This window comes from Labilibaculum sp. DW002, assembly GCF_029029525.1.
Lineage (GTDB): Bacteria > Bacteroidota > Bacteroidia > Bacteroidales > Marinifilaceae > Paralabilibaculum > Paralabilibaculum antarcticum.
Map to the genome: position 1 here is coordinate 506,304 of NZ_JAKJSC010000001.1, position 17,775 is coordinate 524,078.

The 17,775-nt window shown below is 36.0% G+C and carries 15 protein-coding genes; 2 read left to right on the forward strand and 13 right to left on the reverse strand.

The features are described from left to right. Positions 1 to 89 precede the first annotated feature (89 nt). The 11 genes from L3049_RS01980 to L3049_RS02030 all read right to left on the reverse strand — a co-directional run bounded on the left by L3049_RS01980 (position 90) and on the right by L3049_RS02030 (position 12,189). Entirely contained in the window at positions 90 to 623 is a 534-nt protein-coding gene (locus L3049_RS01980; protein ID WP_275108099.1) for a leucine-rich repeat domain-containing protein, read from the reverse strand. 278 nt (positions 624 to 901) lie between these two features. After that, positions 902 to 1,669 carry a hypothetical protein gene (locus L3049_RS01985; protein ID WP_275108100.1) on the reverse strand — a complete coding sequence of 256 codons (768 nt, stop codon included), beginning with the start codon at positions 1,667 to 1,669 and terminating at the stop codon, positions 902 to 904. 296 nt (positions 1,670 to 1,965) lie between these two features. Then, entirely contained in the window at positions 1,966 to 2,922 is a 957-nt protein-coding gene (locus tag L3049_RS01990; RefSeq protein ID WP_275108101.1) for an ROK family protein, read from the reverse strand. A gap of 13 nt (positions 2,923 to 2,935) precedes the next feature. Beyond that, positions 2,936 to 3,583 carry a sugar-binding protein gene (locus L3049_RS01995; RefSeq protein ID WP_275108102.1) on the reverse strand — a complete coding sequence of 216 codons (648 nt, stop codon included), beginning with the start codon at positions 3,581 to 3,583 and terminating at the stop codon, positions 2,936 to 2,938. A gap of 60 nt (positions 3,584 to 3,643) precedes the next feature. After that, positions 3,644 to 5,971, reverse strand: coding sequence for a glucosamine-6-phosphate isomerase (locus tag L3049_RS02000; protein ID WP_275108103.1), 2,328 nt, complete (start codon positions 5,969 to 5,971; stop codon positions 3,644 to 3,646). A gap of 135 nt (positions 5,972 to 6,106) precedes the next feature. Continuing rightward, complete coding sequence (locus L3049_RS02005) at positions 6,107 to 7,213, reverse strand: phosphotransferase enzyme family protein (protein ID WP_275108104.1); 1,107 nt, start codon at positions 7,211 to 7,213, stop codon at positions 6,107 to 6,109. Positions 7,214 to 7,220: 7 nt separating this feature from the next. Beyond that, positions 7,221 to 8,534 (reverse strand): sugar MFS transporter, encoded by a 1,314-nt coding sequence (locus tag L3049_RS02010; RefSeq protein ID WP_275108105.1) that lies wholly within the window; start codon positions 8,532 to 8,534, stop codon positions 7,221 to 7,223. 45 nt (positions 8,535 to 8,579) lie between these two features. Then, complete coding sequence (gene glmM, locus L3049_RS02015; RefSeq protein ID WP_275108106.1) at positions 8,580 to 9,959, reverse strand: phosphoglucosamine mutase; 1,380 nt, start codon at positions 9,957 to 9,959, stop codon at positions 8,580 to 8,582. A 10-nt stretch (positions 9,960 to 9,969) separates the two neighbouring features. Beyond that, positions 9,970 to 10,872, reverse strand: a complete 903-nt coding sequence (locus L3049_RS02020) for a nucleotidyltransferase family protein (RefSeq protein WP_275108107.1) — start codon at positions 10,870 to 10,872, stop codon at positions 9,970 to 9,972. A 91-nt stretch (positions 10,873 to 10,963) separates the two neighbouring features. Further along, entirely contained in the window at positions 10,964 to 11,089 is a 126-nt protein-coding gene (locus L3049_RS02025; protein ID WP_275108108.1) for a hypothetical protein, read from the reverse strand. Between the two features lie 8 nt (positions 11,090 to 11,097). Then, positions 11,098 to 12,189 (reverse strand): ROK family protein, encoded by a 1,092-nt coding sequence (locus tag L3049_RS02030; protein ID WP_275108109.1) that lies wholly within the window; start codon positions 12,187 to 12,189, stop codon positions 11,098 to 11,100. A gap of 370 nt (positions 12,190 to 12,559) precedes the next feature. Between L3049_RS02030 and L3049_RS02035 the strand changes: the two genes are divergently transcribed. After that, a complete protein-coding gene (locus L3049_RS02035; protein ID WP_275108110.1) occupies positions 12,560 to 14,101 on the forward strand; it encodes a YjjI family glycine radical enzyme in 1,542 nt (513 codons plus the stop codon). Further along, positions 14,076 to 14,933 carry a YjjW family glycine radical enzyme activase gene (locus tag L3049_RS02040; RefSeq protein WP_275108111.1) on the forward strand — a complete coding sequence of 286 codons (858 nt, stop codon included), beginning with the start codon at positions 14,076 to 14,078 and terminating at the stop codon, positions 14,931 to 14,933. Before L3049_RS02035 ends, L3049_RS02040 begins: the two co-directional genes overlap by 26 nt. A gap of 271 nt (positions 14,934 to 15,204) precedes the next feature. Here the strand turns inward: L3049_RS02040 and L3049_RS02045 are convergent, their stop codons facing one another. Together L3049_RS02045 and L3049_RS02050 are read right to left on the reverse strand one after the other, a co-directional pair. Beyond that, entirely contained in the window at positions 15,205 to 16,077 is an 873-nt protein-coding gene (locus L3049_RS02045; protein WP_275108112.1) for a hypothetical protein, read from the reverse strand. A 64-nt stretch (positions 16,078 to 16,141) separates the two neighbouring features. Further along, the gene (locus tag L3049_RS02050) at positions 16,142 to 17,650 is read right to left on the reverse strand and encodes an alpha-L-fucosidase (protein ID WP_275108113.1); all 1,509 of its coding nucleotides are present in this window, start codon (positions 17,648 to 17,650) and stop codon (positions 16,142 to 16,144) included. Positions 17,651 to 17,775 lie beyond the last annotated feature (125 nt).

Here is a 17,775-nt window from a genome sequence, read left to right on the forward strand (position 1 = left end):
CACATACAATGGCAAATTTGGTTTACTCACGAATGGTTAAATGTTAATCAAGCAACATTTAGAAAGACATTTGAAGAAAACTAGCTCATTCAAAGATGAAAAAGTTCGATTTTTGGCAATTCATCTGGAATATTTTCAATGTTATTTTCCATTAAATTCAGCTCTACAAGTCTCTGGCTATTAATAAGGTGAAATGGAAACACTTTTATACAATTGTTTCTCAAATAAATATTCTTAATGGATAGGGAGTTTAAAAGGCATTCCATTCCTTCGAAAAGCTCATTGTTAGTAAAATCAACGACTTCTAACTTAGGACAATCGTAAAGAATTTCAGGTACTTTAGTAAACTTATTATCACCTAAATATATCTTTTGGAGAACAGTCAAATTAGCAATTAATTGCGGCAGTGAATTAATTTGATTCTGCCGAATATCCAAACACCGCAAATTCTTTAAGTTTGTAATCTCATTTGGAATATAATCCAGGTTATTTCCTTGGATATCTATAAATTCTAAATGTTTAAGTCTAAAAAGTGCTGAAGGCCATTTTCCTTTAAGATTACATTTTGAAATATTTATATGTGTTACCTGATCTAACTTGTTAATTTGAAATCCTTTTATCAACCAATTAACTTTAGTGACTTTTTTTATTTTTCGCTTTATCTGAGTACTTAATTCTTCAATAATATGTGAGTCTCCCATTTACAGTATATCCTTATTTTTATTTCACATTAATACAAAATAGCAAAAACTTACTACTTATTGCAAACAATAAATACAAATGTCAGGTTCTGAAATTGACTAACAAAAAAGTATCCTAATTTATTAAGACAAAAAAAAGCTTGACAGTTCTGATCAATCAGTACTGTCAAGCTTAATAATTATTAGCATATCATCCTTTGTTAGCGAAAGTCTTTTAATGCTTTTTGTACTATTTTAAGATCGCTTTCTTTATTGCGTTTAATTTTATTTTTATCATCGTACTCAAAATCAGAATAAGAAATTACAATCATAGAAATTTCATTCTCTGGAAGAACTTTTGCTCTTCGTTCATCGTATATTCTTCGCTGCTCTTCTCTTGATAAAGTCTTGGTGTTTTCATTCTCTTCCTCGTCTTCATCTTTATCAACAACAGCAAGAGGTCTATAATTCTGTATTTCTTTGTATTCAATAACCAATTGCAATTCTTCATAATAAGCATCTACAGGAAGCATAGTTTGAGTCTTTCCATTTTTATGTAGATCTCCTAAAAGAAAATCAAATCTTTTTTGACGATTCGCTTTTAGCGATAATACTTCATCACATAAAGAAATAACATAGGTTTCGTCACTGTTTAAACGAATGGCAATAGCATCATTTTCTAATTTCTTTTTTTCCTGCTTGTATGGTGTCTCTGGAACAGTTGCACTGGCCGGAACGAAATACCAATACGTATGTTCGCCATGTCTTTCTGCATGAACACGTGGTATTAAATCCAATTGATTACTTGCATCTAATTCTCTAAGAATTAAACGAATTGGCAATCCCTTTTTAATATCTTTCACAAATATCCCAGCTTTAATAAAAGCTGGCATTAGTTCTTTTACAGGTACTATTGTAAGTGATGAATTCGCATTTAAGTATTCTTCAATTACCTTATTTATCTTTTCTACTTTGGAAAGATCCTTCATATTCTTGTAAATTATTTATCTACTTTATCATTCTTACCTCTAGATGCGGACAACTGTTTACCATTACCCAACCCATTCTGGCAAGAAATATTCCTTTTTATTCCTATTCTAACAGTTTGCAAATATAGACTTAATATCACTGATAAAGGCAATACAAACCACTCTTGGTAAAACAAAAGACCTCACAAGTTCTAAAACTTGTAAGGTCTTTTGCTATTTATAGCCAATTTCGCTTATTCTCTTTACAGGATTAAAGCAATTAAATAAAACAGTTTAGTTTTATTTTTCACGTTATTTCAATTCAATTTATCGTTCCAAATTAAAGCTGAAGCACCTAAAACAGCTGCATCATCACCTAGTTCGGATGGCAATAAACTGATCTTATCCTTATAAAGAAATAAAATATTTTTCTCTAATGCTTCCCTAATAGGCTCGAAAAGTAAATCTCCTGCCTTTGCCAATCCACCAAAAAAGAAAATTGCTTTTGGACTCGTTACCGCTGCAACATTAGCCAAAGCCTCACCCAACATTTTACCTGTATAAGCAAAAATCTCCATAGCGAGTAAATCTCCCTCATTTGCAGCATCCGCAACCATCTTAGCTGTTAAACCATGATAAGGTATATTTCTTAATGAACTTTCGCCCATATGCTTTGCTAACATTTTGTAAGCTGATCTTTTTACACCAGTTGCCGAAACATAGGTCTCTAAACATCCTCTGCGACCGCAACCACATTCACGACCACCAGGACGCATAATAATATGCCCAACTTCTCCTGCAAAACCATCATGACCATATAATAAATCGCCATTAACCACAATTCCACTACCTAAGCCAGTACCTAAGGTAATTACCATGAAATCGCTCATGTCTTTTGCCCCACCAAACATACGTTCGCCTAGAGCTGCTGCATTCGCATCATTCGTAAGTTTCACAGGAACTTTTAGTCTCTCTTCTACCAAACGAACCAATTCCAATTTACCCTTCCAACGAAGGTTGGCTGCTTTGTCGATGGTTCCAGTTCTATAATTTCCGTTGGGCGCACCAATTCCTACACCTATGATATTCAATTCATCATTTGACGAATCGACAATTTGCTTGATGTTTAAGATCAAATCATCAATAAAATCTTCAAATCTATCCTTTGTCTGCGTGGGAATGACTCCAGAAACCAAACATTCCCCATCAGAAGTAATGCCTGAAAAAACGGTGTTTGTACCACCTATATCAATACCAATTGCTATATCTATCATCCTATAATTCAATCTAGTTCTTTTCCAATATCATTTTACCAAATGATGAAGGAATATGAAAATCTGCTTTCTTGGAATTGGGTTTAACCCAAGAAATCCATCTTAGTTCAGTCCCCTTTTTATTATTTGCTAATTCAATACACTGTCCTCGATATAATCCTGCTTCCAAAATGTTGTTCTTCAACAGTCCTAAATCTAATAAAGAAGAAAGTTGAATTGCTCCTTCTACAACATAAGCATTAAGGCTACTTGAAGCTTTTACATCTATTGCTCCCATTGGCCATTGCCATTTGTAATCAAAATCACGATAATATCGACAGACATAATCTAGAACCCTCGCCTTAGAATCCATTTCCAGACAATAATATGGATTCAATTTTTCATCTTGTCTGAAAAAAATCTCGACTCGATCGGAATCTACAACTTCCATTTTATGATTTTGATCAACAAAAGTAAGTACATTTTCCTCCTGAACATCAAATCTGAAATAAAAATTTTCCTCATCAAATAAAGCTCTAAAGATAATTTGTGGAGCCTTCGCATTTTCCCAAGGATAAGAAAAATCAGTAATAACGTTTGCCATTTCCCAAACAGGATGCATTTGCTCTCCTGAAATGCTCAACAGGTTCGATTTTATTCTTTTTACAAAATATTCTTTCATCTGCTAAAAAAATGGACCGAAAGACAATAGCCCTCCGATCCAAGGTATTTACGTGTGGATCTAAAACGGATTTTCTTCAACTGCTTTTTCCAGATCTTGTGCCATAGCTACAAACTCATCGGCAGACATTTCTTTCATATACACTAAGCCATGGGTTGCTCTTACCAGGGGATGTTTGTTTTCGTAAAAGAAATTCTTCCCTAACAGCATCTGAATTTGTTTCAATTGATCGACCCATACTTTTTGTGTTAGTTCATTGAATTTCCCGTCGTATTCGTAACTTGGGAATGAGGCGTTCACCTGACTCATATACGATTCGGTAAAGGAATTCTCAAGCACGTCCAATGCGTTCAGGGATACGGGTACGATCGTATCGGCATCGGCCGGATGGTATTTGAACCAAACATTTCGGTAGCCTATGATTCTCAAATTTGACAGGTCTTCTTCTTCTTTCCACTCTTTTACAGCTCCGGCAATGGCTTGCAACACTTTATAGTGTGTATCGGGTCCTGACCCTTCGGGATCCATGGCTAAACTGATTGTTGTTGGTTTGTATTTTCTGAATTCTTCGAGAACGGGTAACATGTCGCGGTTCTTCTCCGGGGTTTCTGTAAAGACATCGCCTTTGTAAAAGCCTAATCGCAGGTGATGGATGTTTTTTACCGGGGTTCCAAAGTGTGCCCAAACGAGTTCTTCTTCAAATTCCCGAATCATACCTTTCATCTTCTGAACTTCCGGGGAGTTTTTGCCGCCATCGTAAGCGTTTTCAAGATCGCTTATGATGTTTGTTATTGTTGTATTCAGGTTTTCTTTTCCTGTCACGTCCCAAATCTCAACAATAGAGCGTATCAGGCGATGACATAAGCCTCGGCGTTTGCCATTGGCATTTCTGGCTGCTACTGAGTTCAGGAAATGGTAAACGTCTTTGTCCCATTTTTTAGAATAGCCTGCTTCAAAGAAGTCGGGGTAATTCAACATTTCAATTTTCCCTTTTGCTATAAAGTCCTGACATTCTTTAAGTACATCAATGACAAAACGGTTGGTGACTGCGGTAAAGCCGGATGTTAGGACTGAGAAGTGAATTTCGTTACTTGCTGAACGCATTTGACGGTTGGTGTATGGCATAATGCCCAACATGATATCGTCGTGGTGTGGTCCTGTGTGGTAAACGGTTTCATTTTCGTCTGGTTTCATGCCTTTGTTCAGCTTCCCTTTTATTGACTCTATTACAGTTTGAACGGTTCCTTCATTTAAATTAGGAATCAGGCTTGTGTAAGGATCAGCTTTTAGGTCTTCGAGTCTTAGGTGATGTCCGTACTTGTTGGACTTGTTACAGAGGTCGATTATTGATTTCTCTGTTTTGGTATGTGACCAGTCTCCGGCCTTGTAATATCTGTTAACACTATCGGTTAATTTACAGGCGGCTCCTGTGGTTAAATAAAATCGACTGTTTTTCTGACGTTGCAGAACGCTTGCCGGATAGATTGCATCGGGCTGGCTTTCCAGCGAGCCTTTTACAATATCGGCTTTTGCTTCGCCTGCTGCAAAGATAATCGATACGGCGTCTGGCTTATGGGTTATGGTATCTAATCCTATGGTAATAACCAAGCGGTTTCTTGAAACTTCAATTCCTCCAAGGTCTCCGGCTGCTACGGCTTGTGTTTCGAAATTTGTCTTCGTCAGACGTGTGGTTGAGTAATGATCTGATCCTCGGGTGTTGAAAGCTATATGTCCATCTGGGCCTATTCCACCTAAAAAGAAACCAATTCCGCCTTTATCACGGATTTGCTGCTCATATCCTGTACACCAATTATCAATCATGAAAATTGATTTTTGCTGCATTTCTTCTACGACGCTTTTGGCATCCCGGTAACGTAAGGACAGATCGATGTTGTAATCGGGGAAGACTTCCAGGAAGTGCTTGTTATCGACCAGTGGTATTTCATTGGAGTTAATTAATAAGGAGTTGTCTTTTTCCAAACCAAAGCCTTTGATATAGTAGTTCATCACATAGTTGTAGAAGCTATTGTGTTGATTGGGATCAATTGGGTAAAATTCATCGATTTGAACGAACTCCAGGCCTCGCAAATCCGGTTTTGACATGTTGCCTAACCCATACTGGCTTCGGATGTCCAGTCCTTTTTTATTATTCCAATTCTCCAAAAGGTACTGGGTGTATTTTATGAAATACTCCGGTGTTTTTCCTGTTGGTAAACTTATTACGCCTTGAGGGTTTTGTTCTGCCCATTCCAAAAAACGAAGCGAGGTCATCAGACCTAATTTTGGAAAGTTATCGACTTCTACATAGGGAATTTTTGTGGTGATCTCCTCAACACTTGACAATTCATAGAAGGCTTGCTCTACTTTGGATGTAAATATTGTTCCCATTTTTCTTTTTATTTCTATAATCTCTTAACCTTACTCGCTTAAAACAATTCACTTTCCCTAGGAAAGAGTATTTGTTTTAATTTTCGTTACCACACGATTAAATACCGGGTTTGGTATCAGAAATAAAATTCTAATTTATTGTACTGATAATTCTTTGCTATATGTCACCACGATCTGCTTCATTTGCTCGTACTGCTCTTCCATACTTGTCAACAATTTATATTGCGCTTGAGTACGTATCAGGTTATGCTCCAGAGATTTGATTTTATAATAATTATCTCCATCGATATAATCCATTAAGAATCGAAGAACTTGCTCGTAAGTAATGTACTTGGCTGAAAATGCCAGATATTCTAGCTCCGGCGGAGATAAAAATGAGATTGTCTCTTCCAGGTAGCCTTTTGTATAGGCTTTAAAAATTTCCATATCCATATTCACATTATCCAGATTCTCATCATCTTCTAAACCTGTATTTGTGTACGAACGCATTGCATCACCAAAATCATTTAAGACTGTACTATTTAGCACTGTATCCAAATCGATTACGCACAACACGTCTCCTTTTTTATCGAATAGAATGTTATTGATCTTGGTATCGTTATGAGTCACTCGTGTTGGAATTGTTCCATCTTCCACTAATTCCCAAAAATCCAACATTTCCTCTCTACGCTCTTCAATCCATGAGATCTCTTTCTTAAGATTCTCTTTCCTTTTTTTTGGATCACAATCCAAAACCTCATCCCATTGAGAAAAGCGGAATCTTATATTGTGGAAACCCGGAAGAATATCAACTAAAGGTTCCTTCATGTCCGATAGCATCGACTGAAACTTACCAATGCCTTTTCCTCCGGAATATGCTAACTCAGGACTATCAGCAGCTTCATATGTTAGGTTATCTTTTATGAACAAACACATAGCCCAAAAGTCTCCCTCCTCATCTTCAAAAAATGGGTTCCCATTCTCCACCTCAATAATTGTCATTGCCTCACGTATGGGATCTCCATTTGCTACTACAATTTTAGCTTTAAGATGATCTGTTACTTTTTGGATATTCCCCATCATTCCGGGAACATCTTTAAAGATATTTTTATTCTTACGCTGAAATAAATAATCGGGATCATCTTGTTTCTCAGTCTTCACCAAAAAAGTATCATTGATAAATCCTTCTCCCAAAGGTTGAATACTATCGACCTTTCCTTCCGTTTTAAACTTTGATACTATCGTAAATAAATTCTTGTCCATTTGATCTTTATTTTCCTAGTTCCGTACTTGCCTCACGACTCTTTACACTACCTGGTTTCCAAGATCTAATCTTGTATCCTTTAACAGCATAAAAGAAAATAAACAGATAACATGGAACAACAACCCAATAAGCTTGTTGAGTACTAAACACATCCGATAAACGCCCCCAAATTAATGGAAGAATTGCTCCTCCTGAAATAGCCATCACCAACAATGCAGAACCTGTATTAATAAAGCTTCCTAAGCCTGACAAAGCAAGTGGCCAAATAGCAGGCCAAACCAATGCGTTTGCTAATCCAAACATTGCGACAAAAATCACGGAAGTTAATCCCGAAGTAAATATTGCTCCCATTGCGAAGAGTATTCCTAAAATGGCTGAAACTTTCAGCGCAAAGCGTTGATCTATTACTTTAGGAATTAGCGTTACACCTAACAGATATCCAACAACCATTGTTACCATGGTATAAGATGTAAAAGCTTTAGCTGTATCTAATTCAATACCTAACGAAAGACCATAATTAATAATGGTATCACCTGCAATAACTTCTGCTCCTACGTAAAAGAAAAGAGCAAACACACCTAAGATTAAGTGTGGAAATTCCATAATTGAATTTTTCTTATCTCCACCATTTTCTGCTTGCTTATCTTCTTCACTTGTTTCAATCTCAGGTAGTGGAGCCATTCTTACACCAATGCCCATTATCACAAGTACAATGGTCATTACAATGTATGGATTGATTACTCTAGCAGCCAATGAATCTAAAGCAACGGTTTGAGCCGCGGCATTCATAGCTTTCAAACTTTCTACAAAAGCATCTCCATCGTTAAGAATATAATATGCCAAAATTAGTGGAGCCATTGCCCCTGCAAACTTGTTGCAAATACCCAAGATACTGATTCGTCGAGCAGCACTTTCTTTTGGACCAATTACAGTGACGTATGGATTCGAAGCTGTTTGCAATAGAGCTAAACCTGTTCCCATCACAAACAATCCAGTTAAGAATACTCCATAAGTTCTAGACATAGCAGCAGGAATAAATATCATTGTCCCAATTGCCATTACCCAAAGACCAATTGACATACCATTTTTGAATCCTGTTTTTTTCAAGACCCAAGCAGATGGTAAGGCCATAATGGTATAAGCTATATAAAATGCGAAAGCCACAAATAAGGCCTGAAAATCTGTTAATTGACAAGCAATTTTCAAATATGGAATTAAGATTCCATTCAACCAGGTAACAAAACCGAAAATAAAGAACAAAGCACCAATGATAATCATTGGCAAAATAAAGTTCTTAAACGAAGATTTAGAAGTACTCATATTTGGTTTAAGTTTTAGAAATCAACTTTAGTTAAAGCGATATCGTTAGTTTTTAATTTTTATCAGTTGTTTAATGCATCCAACCAAATCATTTGCATATTCTTGAGTTTTAGCCTCTGAATAAATACGAATAATTTGTTCTGTATTAGATTTTCTCATATGTACCCACCCTTCAGGGAATATAATTTTCAACCCATCTATGGTGTTATTGGGGTAATCAATGAATTTTCTACGAACTTGTTCCAGAATTCCATCTAAATCGACAACACCATCTAATTCGATTTTTTGTTTTTCGATCTTGTAATCCGGATAAGTTGCTCGTAATTCAGCCAAAGTCATTTTATTTTTTGCTAAATAGGTCAGGAATAAAGCAACACCAACAAGAGCATCTCTACCATTGTGTAATTCAGGATAAATAATTCCTCCATTTCCTTCTCCACCAATAACAGCAGCTTGCTTATTCATTTCTCGAACAACATTGACTTCTCCAACTGCTGATTCAAAAAATTCCACACCATGCTTCTTTGCAATATCTTTCAAAGCCATGGTTGATGACAAATTTGCAACCATTGTTCCTTTTGTATTCTGAAGGACATAATCAGCTACAGACACTAAAGTATATTCTTCGCCAAATGGATTACCATCATTACAAACAAGAGCCAAACGATCTACATCAGGATCAACAATAATTCCCAAGTCTAACTTCTCATTTTTAACAAGCTCACTTATTTCCACAATATTTTCAGGAAGTGGCTCAGGGTTGTGAGCAAAATGCCCATCAGGTTTACAATTAATCTCTTTTACCTTATTTACGCCCAGTGCTTTTAATAAACGTGGAATAGCAATTCCTCCAACAGAGTTAACCGCATCAACAGCAACCGAAAAATCAGCTTCTTTAATAAGTTTTACATCAACAAGGGGTAAATCAATTATGTGCTGAATATGAGTATCCAGATAATCCTCTTTCTCAGAATATTTACCTAGTTCGTCTACTTCATTGTAATGGAAACTTTGCTCTTCAACTAAACTAAGTAAATCCTTGCCATCCTGATCAGAAATAAACTCGCCTTTACTATTCAATAGTTTCAATGCGTTCCAGTTCTTTGGGTTATGACTAGCCGTAATAATTATACCTCCACCTGCATTCATATCAGTTACAGCCATTTCTACGGTTGGCGTTGTTGCCAGGCCAAGATCTATTACTTCTATTCCTACCGAAATCAATGCGCCTACTACAAGCTGGTTTACCATTTCGCCACTGATTCTCGCATCACGACCAATCACAAGTTTTTTTGAAACGCCACTATTTTGTAGCCACATACCAAATGCGCCAGCAATACTCACCACATCCATAGGTGTCAGTGCTTCACCTGGTCTACCACCTATCGTGCCTCTGATTCCTGATATTGATTTTATTAAAGTCATTCTTATTCTCTTAAGATTCCCACAGTTTTGAAGGGTAAACTCCTTTCTCAACCAATTCCAGAATTGCTTTTGTTGCTTTTTCTTTATCTTCACGATAAGTCACACCAAACCATTGAGCATCTGACTTTAATACCTTAACACTTGTATTGTCACAGTCAATTATTTTAGCAACAACAGAAGGTATAAAAAATTCAGATTTTAACTCCTGTCCAGCTTCAACCAGAAAACGTCTAAATTGATCTTCCAAGTGATTAAAAAGTTGAGGCTTAAACCCCCAAAAATTCATCGAAACAGTTGTATCTTCAGCAAGTGGAATCCACTTATCATTTTCTTTATAAGCAATTCCATCCGGAAGCCTCTCAATATGGATTCGTTCAATAACCGTTTCTAAGTGCTCAATTTCATTTGTAACACATACGCCACGAGAAACATAACCATTTTCAGAAATAGTGTTGGCAAGTTTATAGCCTACCATAGCATATTCTTGCTCTGAATTTGAATGCGTTAAGAAATCTGCCATACTCACAAAAGCCTCTACTCCATAATAATCATCTGCATTAATCACGGCAAATGGCTCATTAATACATTCTTTAGCCATTAATATGGCATGACCTGTCCCCCATGGCTTTTCTCTATCTGATGTGAAAGATGCCCCCTCAGGTACTTTCGCAATTTCCTGATTCACATAGTCAACCTCAATTTTCCCGGCAAGTTTTGCATTAAAGAGTTCCTTGAATTCTTTTTCAAATCCTTCTCTAATTACAAAAACAATCTTTCCAAACCCTGCTGCAATTGCATCATGAATTGAATAATCAATAATAGTTTCATTTGATGGCCCGATTGGGTCAATTTGTTTTAATCCACCATATCGGCTTCCCATTCCTGCTGCAAGTACTAATAGTGTCGGTTTCATATCTTTTCAGTTTATATAAAATTGATCCCTACAAGAACACTACTTCTATAATTTCACTACCAAATGAAAAACCGTAGGGACCAATTTCTTACTAATCAATATTTAATACTTTTTCCATTACATTTGCCATTGTTCCCATCAATGCTGCATTATCCAGTAAATCTGAACTAACCAGTTCTGTTTCGGAACTAATACGATCCATAGCATACTTGTTCATAGACATGCTTACTGGTCCAATAATATATTTACCAGCACGCGCAAGTTTTCCACCAATATTATCATTTCGGGGTTAAGCAGGTGAATTAAAGTAACCAGACCTTTACCCAAATACTCACTCATTTTATTCAGCTGATCAATTGCAAATTGATCTCCTTCAAGAATAGCTTTAACAACTGCTCTCAAATCTATTTCTTTACCTTCGGCTTTATATTCTGTTAAAAGACTTGGCTGACCTTTATCAATAGCCTCAGTAATATTTTTTACTAAAATTGCTCCGGATGTTAATGTCTCCAGACAGCCTATTTTCCCACAATAGCACAAGTCACCATCAGGATCAATTAAGATGTGTCCAAACTCTCCGGCAAAACCATTCTTTCCACTGTATAGCTTGCTGTTTAGAATAATACCGAGTCCTATACCATTACTTAAATTCAAGCACAGAACATCTTTTTTATCCTTAGCTTTACCAAAAGCTTTCTCACCCAAAGCCATCATTCTGGCATCATTATCCATTAAAACAGCAAAGCCTAGTTTGTCTTTTAAATAAGCACTCAAGCTCTCTTCGGTAAAAGTCAAATGAGTATGACTTAATCCATTTTCAGCATCAACCAAACCTGGTATTGAAACGCCTACGGCTAAAACTTTCTCTTCTACTATATTTAATTTACTTAGCGAGAAGCTAATTTTCTCGCACAAGGCATCCGTATAGTCAACAGAATTTTCCAATTCAAAATCCTTATACTCCTCACGATGCACCAATTGATTATTCAAATCAAAAATCGCAACATTCAGCGTATGCAAATTAATATCAACTCCAACCACATATTGATATGCCGGATTAATACAAAATAAACTTGGCCTTCTTCCACCTATAGATTCCCCAATTCCACTTTCTAGTATCACACCAAACCCAATCAAATCCTCAACTAAGGATGCAACCAAAGGCTGACTTATCCTAGCAGATTTTACAATATCAGCAATTGATGCGGCACCATGAGAATACAAATGAGATACAATTTTTTTGTATTGCTGTTGCTTTCTCTTTTTAGAATTAAGGGTACCCGTTAAGTACTTTTCATATAGAAATACTGGCTTCAAATCAATATCTATTTTAGATTTATACTATTTGCTGGTCTAAAAGTAGAAAATTATTTTTTAAAAAAGCCTCATCTTTTAAAAATTATTTTAAAAGATGAAGTTTATAATAAATTTATTAGGCCTACTATTATAGATCCTTTGAAAATTAACTAATGCCCTCCTTTATCCTATACCTTTAATAACAGTACCTTAGGGCACCAATATAGTTTATCAATTGAAAAATTACATTCATCATTCATTTTCAACATATGACTTACTTACTCCACAAGATTTTTTTTCACAAAACAAATTCTTACACTGCGGTCTTTTAGCTATTTTTGAAGAATCATAAATCCTCAGGATTTAAGAATGCATAGAAATTAAAAAAGGAATGGAAGATATTAAATATAGAGTTCACGAAGTATTAACGGACGGCAATCTGGATTACAAGCAAAAGAAACACCATTTAGCCTATATTGCTGAAAGTACTCAAGCCTATCCTAATGTTTCTTCGGAAGCAATGAAGGCCTTAAGCGAGAAGGTGATTTGTGACTTATTTGAAGGCTCTGCTCCCTATCGTCCACGCTATGTTCTTCCAGATTATAAATTGGCTCTTAAAAAAGGTGTCGCATATCTCGAACTCGACCCTCCATCTGACTTTGACGAAGCCATTAACTTTCTATCTATTCTATATAGCCATATTCCATCTATTACAGGCTATTCCGTTTATTTAGGTAATATCGATCAGCTTTTACTTCCTTTTGCAGATGAATTATCTGAAGAAGCAATCTATAAAAAGCTTAAACTATTTTGGCGATACATAGATAGATGCTTGCCGGATGCTTTTGTACATATTAACATTGGTCCTGAGGACAATATTATTGCCAGAGCAGTTTTAAGAATTGAACGGGAACTAAAACAAGTGGTTCCAAACTTAACTTTGAAATACGATACAGAAAAAACATCGGATGCACTCCTAACCGAAGCTGTAAAAACGGTGTTTGAAGTGGCTAAGCCTCATATTGCCAATCACAATATGACAGCTTCTGATTTTAAAGGGGAATATGGCGTTGTTAGCTGTTACAATTCCCTACCTGAAGGTGGAGGTTCACATACTTTAATTCGCCTGAACCTAAAAAAAATCACCGATTCTCATCAAGGGAACGTAGAAGATTTTATCTCGAAAACATTACCCCAATATTGCCAAATGACATTGGATGTTATTGAAGCAAGAACAAAGTATTTGGTTGAAACAGTCAAGTATTACGAAACTGATTTTCTTGCTCAGGAAGGCATCATCAAGCTTGAAAATTTCTCTGCCATGTTCGGTTTTTATGGACTAGCAGAATGTGTCAATACATTGATGAAAAACAATGGTAAAGATTATACCTATGGTCATAATGAAGAGGCAAACCAATTAGGACATCGCATTCTTGAAGAGGTGAAACGCATTGTTGACTCAAGACAATTACCTTATTGCAAAGCCAATGATGGGAAAGCATTCTTCCATTCACAATCGGGTATTGATATCGACATTGATGAAACAGCAGGAGCAAGAATTCCTATAGGAGACGAGCCAGATATCTATTCACATATAAAGGCGGTCGCTCCACACCACCAACTTTTTAATGGTGGTATTAGCGATATATTTCATTTTGATGAAACAGTAAAGCGCAACCCTCTGGCTATTCTTGATATTATTAAAGGTGCTTTTAAGAAGGGAATGAGAATGTTCACTTTTAACTTATCGGATAGTGAGTTTATTCGAATAACTGGTTACTTGGTTCGTAGAAGTGATTTAAAGGATTTTCGAGAAGAAGGCTCGAGATATGGTAGCGCTTTGTTTGCTGCTAACTCTATGGATAATGCGAATATAGATAATAGAAAAGCCAAAAGAGTCAACTCACATGAGCGAACTGCAAGCCAATATTAGTGGCATCATTAAGTCGAGTGTTATTGATGGCCCAGGCAACAGAATGGTCATCTTTTTTCAAGCGTGTAATCTCAATTGCATGTATTGCCATAATTCACACACCATTGGTTTATGCAATTATTGTGGCATTTGTGCTGAAATTTGCCCAACTCAAAGTTTAATCGTTGACAAAGAGAACAAGCAAATTACACACAACGAAGCGACTTGTACGCATTGTGATACCTGCTTAAAAATTTGCCCTGAGGATAGCAGTCCATTCTACAAAAAAATGTCAGTTGAGAATTTAATTTCTGAGATATTAGAAGTCAAAGATTTTATTTCGGGTATTACAGTTTCGGGTGGAGAGGTCATGTTGCATTCCAAATTCTTAAAGCTTTTATTTGAAACGATCAAAACACATCCTAAACTTCAAAAGTTATCCATTTTAGTTGATTCAAATGGAAATGTAGATCAAGACAAATGGGACTCTATACTACATTTAGTAGATGGTTTCATGCTTGATTTGAAGGCGTATTCCATAGAAATACACAAAAAGATAACGGGATACTCAAACGAAAAGATTTTGAATTCAATTCAATACGTGAATTCAAAAGGAAAACTCAAAGAGCTTCGTATGGTTCTTGTTCCCGATTATAATGATAACGAAATTGAGATTAAGAAGATAGTTCATTTAATGAAATCTCTATCTCCAGAAGTTGAGAATGTACTGATCAAAATGAGAAAGCATGGTATCAGAAAAGAGTATGCACATCTTTCAGAACCCTCGGAGATACAAATGGAGCATACCAGAAAATTATTTGAGGAATCGGGCCTTCCAATTCAGGTTATTTAATTAAAATCTCCTACGCTAAAAATATCTTTTTATATAGAAAAAGGATGCTTCAAATTACTTGAAACATCCCTTAACACTAACTAATCTATTATCTAATCCCAGTACAATTCATTTACACTATCTCCTCTAATTGGCCACTCAAAACTACAAATATACCCTTGTCCTTATTGATTTTGAAAAATCTCAATAGGTGATCTTTTAGTAAGATATTATCTTTATACTGATATGCACCAACAATTTCTTTTTGAGCCCAATTGTCCACTTGTTAATATCACTTAATTCCATCACCAATAAAATCTCGGAATTTTGAAGGAGATCCATTATCATCACCTACTAATAGATAATAAAATAAACCGCAATCTGAAATATCAGCATCTCCTCCGCTATGTGCCTTCGCCCTCGTGTACATCCAACGAATATTAGGATCTTTATGATCTCTCATCCAATACCAAACCGAAAAGTCTTCTTTCGAATGCCATAAATTATTAGGATTATCTTTATCATTTTGATCCTTAATTTTCTTATACTTAATACGCTTGCCACAAAGGTTTTGTACATCACCCCAAGTTCGGTGGTAATCACGTCGTATCTCATTTTCATTAAACTTACTATGCGACAATAAATAAACATGGTTTAAGGCTTCAATATTTCCCTGTTTTATAACTTCTTCGACCACCTGATATAGAAACTCTGAAAGTCCGGCATGCATAAAATACAAGGGATCTGAAGCGGTGGATTTCCCAATTTCCTTAGCCAAATGTAATTTTGACTCTTTCAGTTGTTTAGTTACATCAAAGAAGTTGTCTTTGTTGAATCCCCAACGGTCAACAACACCATCAGCACTTATTTTTAACTGATTTTCATTGTCAGGTCCGGCTGGAGCATCAATGAAGTTATTATAGGAGCAATGCACCAAGTTTTCTTGTAAACCCAATTTTGCCATTATTCCGCATGAAGCTACAAGCGCTCCCCAATCATCGGGATCGCCCGTTGGCCACTTGTATTGATTGTCGGGCGCGCTATTGCCATCAAAGCTTGCAGCTACACGGTTATTATTATTATATTCCCAGGACTGCGCAACTACCATATTTTCTGCTAACACGATTGAAATAAGTAGCAATAGCAGTTTTGTATTAATTTTCATCCGTTTTAATTTGAATTTAAGAGGAAGTTTCCAGTATTCAAGCTAGAGAAATTTCAATTTATTCTTAAAACTTTACTTTAAAAACATAGGCAGCTTCACTTTGTTTCTCTCCTGCCACATTAATTTGCAAACCTTCAGCAGTTTGTTTCCAGTCAATTTTATTATTTGCACTAATAAACTCAACCGATTTTACAGCACGAGATTCATGTGGATTATTGTTTGCCAAGGATTTGATTAAGAATGTTCCGTTTTCAGAATAACCAAGAGCCGTTGCATACAAAACATCATCCATTGTAGTAAATCTGATATCCTCTGAAGTTAAAGCTTCATTATTTCCTTCTGAGTGATGACCTTCACTAGCTTTGGTTGGTCCTTCACCAAAAATCTTCCAAGGTCGTGTATTGTAAACAGCCTCTCCATTTATGGCTAACCAATCACCCATTTCCAAAAGTACATCTTGTTGATCTTGAGGAATTGTTCCGTCAGCTTTAGGCCCAACATTCAATAACATTGTTCCATTCTTACTCACAATATCAATTAAATCATCAATTAAAGAATTAGAAGTTTTGCTATCCCATTTGTTGATATGACACCAAGAGTTCTTTCCAATTGAAGTATCTGTCTGCCATGCTTCGTCCTGAATATCCGATAGTTTCCCACGTTCAATATCCAATACATTAGTTCCTTTAGGAAAAGATTCATATCCCATATTTTTACTTTGCAATACTACGCCTTTCTTTTCATCGATTCCCATATTGTAATAATAGGCAGCTAATTTGGAATGATAGGAAGCAAACTCTGGTCGATCCCAATAAAAATCAAACCATAAAATATCAGGATTATATGAATCAATTATATCGGTAGTTCGTTTCCACCAAAGATTCATAAAATTCTCGCTTACCGGAGCATACCGAGCATGCGATGGTCCGTAAAGATCTGCCAATTCTGGATTTCCAGTATCAAAACGAGCTTCGTGATTATAGTAATCCCAGTTAAAGGCAAAATGTGAAGAAACACCGAATTTTAAACCTGCTTTTTTAGAAGCTTCTTTAATCTCCTGTACAATATCTCGTTTTGGCCCCATTACGGCAGCATTCCAACGAGTAACATGAGAATTGTACATCGCAAAACCATCGTGATGTTCTGCAACTGGAACAACATACTTTGCTCCTGCTTTTTTAAATAAATCTAACCATTGGTTTGCATCGAATTTTTCGGCTTTAAACATTGGAATAAAATCTTTATAACCAAAAATAGATGGATGTCCATAGGTTTCCTTGTGATGTGTATATACTTTATGGGTTCCTTTTTCCGACAAGCTAGGATCTGTTTGATGCCATAGCATCGAATCCTGATACATGTGTCGTGGATACCACTCATTGTCATATGCTGGAACTGAATACGGTCCCCAATGGATAAATATTCCAAATTTGGCATCCTCAAACCAAGATGGGATCTCATACTTTTGCAGGGATTCCCAATTTGCGGTGTATTTTTCTGTTTTCTTATTGCTTTCGGAGCATGCCGTTATTAGAAAGACTGCTAAGCTTAAGAATAAAGTTATTTTTCTCATTACTAAAAGTATTGGTCGCTTCTTATATCTGCTTATTAACAGATTATTTGAAAAGAAGCCAAACCCAAAATTGTGGTTTGGCTTCTTCTTTTTAATTCTCAAGTAAGGAAATGTAAAGGTTAAAA